This window comes from Neobacillus drentensis (assembly GCF_036966985.1).
Lineage (GTDB): Bacteria > Bacillota > Bacilli > Bacillales > Cytobacillaceae > Neobacillus > Neobacillus drentensis_E.
Genome location: NZ_JBALSN010000105.1, coordinates 1 through 3,927, shown reverse-complemented (window position 1 = coordinate 3,927; position 3,927 = coordinate 1). Strand labels below are relative to the sequence as shown.

Annotated in this window: 2 protein-coding genes; one reads left to right on the top strand and one right to left on the bottom strand. The window is 38.7% G+C overall.

Going from position 1 to position 3,927, the window contains the following annotated elements:
- Positions 1 to 83: 83 nt before the first annotated feature.
- Positions 84 to 2,465, bottom strand: a complete 2,382-nt coding sequence (locus V7659_RS07320) for an immune inhibitor A domain-containing protein (protein ID WP_335539082.1) — start codon at positions 2,463 to 2,465, stop codon at positions 84 to 86.
- 323 nt (positions 2,466 to 2,788) lie between these two features.
- On the opposite strand from V7659_RS07320, the gene V7659_RS07315 reads away from it, so the two are divergent.
- Positions 2,789 to 3,730, top strand: a complete 942-nt coding sequence (locus V7659_RS07315) for an ATP-grasp domain-containing protein (RefSeq protein WP_335539081.1) — start codon at positions 2,789 to 2,791, stop codon at positions 3,728 to 3,730.
- Positions 3,731 to 3,927 lie beyond the last annotated feature (197 nt).

Sequence of the window (3,927 nt, the reverse complement as noted above, 5' to 3'; positions counted from 1 at the left end):
ATATAGTACCAAATGGCACGAGAGTTACAATTCGACCCTAAAAAAGTCCCGCCTTCTAGAGTAAGAAGGTGGGACTCATTTAATTACTTATAGATTACGATAGATCCAACTGATTTATCTTTGGCTTGTCCGTTTACACGGACTTTTAGTCCGAAGTTACCGATATTTCGGCCCGCATCCGGCATAAATGGATTTAAGAAAGATTTACTATCATCAAAAAGTGACACAGCTTCTTGACTCGGGAAGAGTATCGAGTAAGTAGGATAACTAATATTTAATCCTGATGTAGGATTTAATCCAAATGCAGCATCTGCGACTTGAAAACGTGAGATAGCTTCATTCCCATTGCTTAATTTTATACTAGACCCAAGGTGAGCATCGACAACGCCTAGGAAGCCGTCGCCTGGGTGAATACCAGTCCAGTTGTCAGTATAGCTGTCATCAACATACCAGACTACTAAACCACCATCATAACTCATTAATGAATTACCGCGTTTAATATGGGCTAGACCCTCGTCGACCCCTTTATGGTTTCGCCATTCTAGTAAATAGTAATGGTTTGTAAGTTTATTTCCATCCATTTTTGTGAATCCATTTAATGCAAACGGAGAGGTTGTATTTTCTCCACCATCCTCTAAAACTGTTTTGCCATCTGCGACCACCTTGATGTTATCTGCAAAGAATCCAACAAATGAGGTACCCCAATCAGTTGCATAGCGAAGGCGAAGTTTGATTTTTTGACCTGCATAACTTGATAGGTCAAAAGACTGTGGTTCCCAACCATTGGATTTACCAGTAAACCCAGGCATAGATGTTAAGATTGATGGGTATCCTTCAGAGACAACATCTGATCGTGTATGTGCATTACCTAATGATTTCCAAGTGGCACCATTATCGGTCGATACTTGGACAAACCCAAAATCCCATTGTTCTTCAATATCATACCATGCATCAAATGTTAGAGTAGCTGATGCTTTTCCTGTTAAATCAACGTCTGTTACCATATTTGTATCCATTTCATCTTTTTGGCCGCCCCAGAATTCAAAACTACCAGAAGCAGGTGTGTTTACAGGAGTTTTCTTTCCGGGTAAATTCACACGAATGGCTTGGTTGTTTTGTCCTAGTGGTGAATTTGCTTGATCAAGTAAGAATTGTGTTCCTTTTGTGGAGACATCTTCCCAGTTTACTACTGCTGGTGCTGTCCATTTACCTCCAAGTGTAGATTGGAAATATTGTTTTGCCCAAGGAGAGAAGCCGGTTGGTTCTGCACCAGGAATTTTTCCTGCCCACGAGCCACTTGACATAATTGACCAATATTCGTTTGCCTCCCCTTGACCGGAGTAAACTGTATCATATTCGTCTGGGAGACCTAAGTCATGACCATATTCATGAGCGAAAACACCGGTTGCTCCATCTTCTGGCATCATTGTGTAATCATAGAAGCCAGGTAATCCTTTACCAAGTCCGTCTGGATCAACTAGCTTAGCAGAACGGTGAGACCATATGGCGTTATTGCCTTGTTTACCTCCACCAGCTTCCTGACCCATACCAGAGTGAATAATCTGTAAGTGGTCTACTAATCCATCTGACTCCCAAAAGTTACCGTCTCCATCTAAATCATGTGGATCTTCTAAATCATAATCTTGTAAAGGAACTCCTGCAGCTATAGCAGCAGCATAAGTATCAACAACTAATTTTTTAGAGCCTCCAGGTGTAACATTATCATGACCACCGGATGCTTTGTCACCGCCATAGTATGCTGCTGTACCAGGTACTTTTAGCCAACCATATGCTTGTCCATCTACAGTATATGTGCCACCTGATTGCTGTTCATAATATTGCTTTTGGGAAACAAGATTTTCACCATTCGGACCAGTTACTCCATTTTCGCCAAAAATCATATCCTCAAAGTGGTCAATGGAATAGTCCTCATAATAGTTGTCCGTTTCACCTTTTTTGATGCTATTATGTGGAAGATCAGAAAATTCAACTACCAATGTTAAAAGTTTACCCTGTTTTTTAATTCCTGGAGATGTACCTTCTTGAACAGGATCCGGATTCCCTTTTAACTGACCGTATTTGTTTCCTTTTCCTTTTAAAAGGCCGTTATTAAAATCTTTAAATTTATGTTGTTTTTCTGCTTCAGCAGCTTTTACTTTCGCCGCGAGTGGATCAGATTCTTTTACTTTATCTTGTTTCCCTTTTAACTCTAAATAATTGTGCAAGGCCTTTTGCTGCTCCGCAGTTGATGCATCCTTAGAGATAATACCTTGTTTAATTAGTGACTCTAGCAATTTGTCCTCATTTACCACAGCTAAGTCTAGTGACCCATAAGAATGAGAAACTGTGGTCGGACTTTTTGGTAGAGATCCACCTGATGAACTAGCATAGTTTCCCGGAAATCCGGCAAACAATGTACCAGCCATTATTGCGGTGGATAGACCTGTTTTTAATAGTTTCTTCATAAAACTCCTCCTAATTTTTATAGCTTGCTAGTAAATAATATTTCGAAAATTGAAACAAAACAATAGGAAATTCTCTTCATTTTTTCTATTTATTCTGACAATTACTATGGTAGTTTGCATATAAATCGACGGCAAATCTATTGTTTTTGTAAAATTTTATCAAATCTTAGGGAAAAATAATTCAGAACCCGATTTCTTACTTCACAAATCGTTAATAGAATTCTAAAATTATAGTAGTATGAGACTTTATAAGATGATTATTTTCCGCAATTTAGGTGCATAAAAGTAATAAAATATAAACTGCACGAGGGGGGTTTTTTCTTTTGAAAAAAATATATATCATCCATGAAAATAGCGACTGGACCATTCATTTAACGAAGCGTTTGGACGAACTAGGTGTGCCCTATGAAGAATGGCATCTAGACAGCGGACGTCTCGACCTTTCAAAAGAACCACCTGAAGGGGTTTTTTATAACCGGATGAGTGCGTCCTCACATACAAGAGGTCATCGGTTTGCGCCCGAATTTGCTGGACAAGTCCTATCCTGGCTTGATGCGCACGGCAGAAAAGTTATTAACGGATCACGAGCCCTTCAGCTGGAAGTTAGTAAGGTTATTCAATACTTAGAACTAAATAAATACGGAATCCAAACACCTCGAACCATCGCAGCCGTAGGAAAGGAGCAAATCCTTGAGGCGGCAGTTGAATTTATGGATAAACCTTTTATCACAAAACATAACCGAGCCGGGAAAGGGTTGGGTGTTCAGCTTTTTCAATCCTTAGAGGGATTAAAAAACTATGTAGAGGGAACTGCTTTCGAAGAACCAGTGGATGGCATAACATTAATTCAAGATTACATACAAGCACCAGAGAGTTTTATTACTCGCTGCGAATTTATTGGTGGTAAATTCATATATGCAGTCAAAGTAGATACATCTGAAGGATTTCAATTATGCCCGGCAGATGCCTGCCAGATTGGTGATTTATTTTGTCCAGTTGGTGAAGAGAAGGAAGAGAAACCAAAATTTGAAATCATTACTGGTTTTTCAGACCCAATTATTAATAAGTATGAGCAGGTACTTGCTGCTAACCAGATTCAAGTAGCCGGCATTGAATTTATTCGTAATGGAGCAGGCGAAATTTATACGTATGACATCAATACAAATACTAATTATAATTCTGAGGCGGAAGCAAGGGCAGGAAAATTTGGAATGTTAGAGCTTGCTAAGTTTTTGAAAGAAGAGCTAGATCGATTGATCGTTTAGTTTTTTATATTTATTCAATTACAAATATCAGGCGTGAACTCCTTTGTGGATTCACGCCTGAAACCTTTTGTGATTAACCTTAATTATTCTGCTTTTGCTGCTTGAATTTGAAGGTTGATTTTTACTTTATCAGCTACTAGGACGCCGCCATAGATTTTATTAATTTTTTTTAAGATTTTTCCAATACTATCTTTATA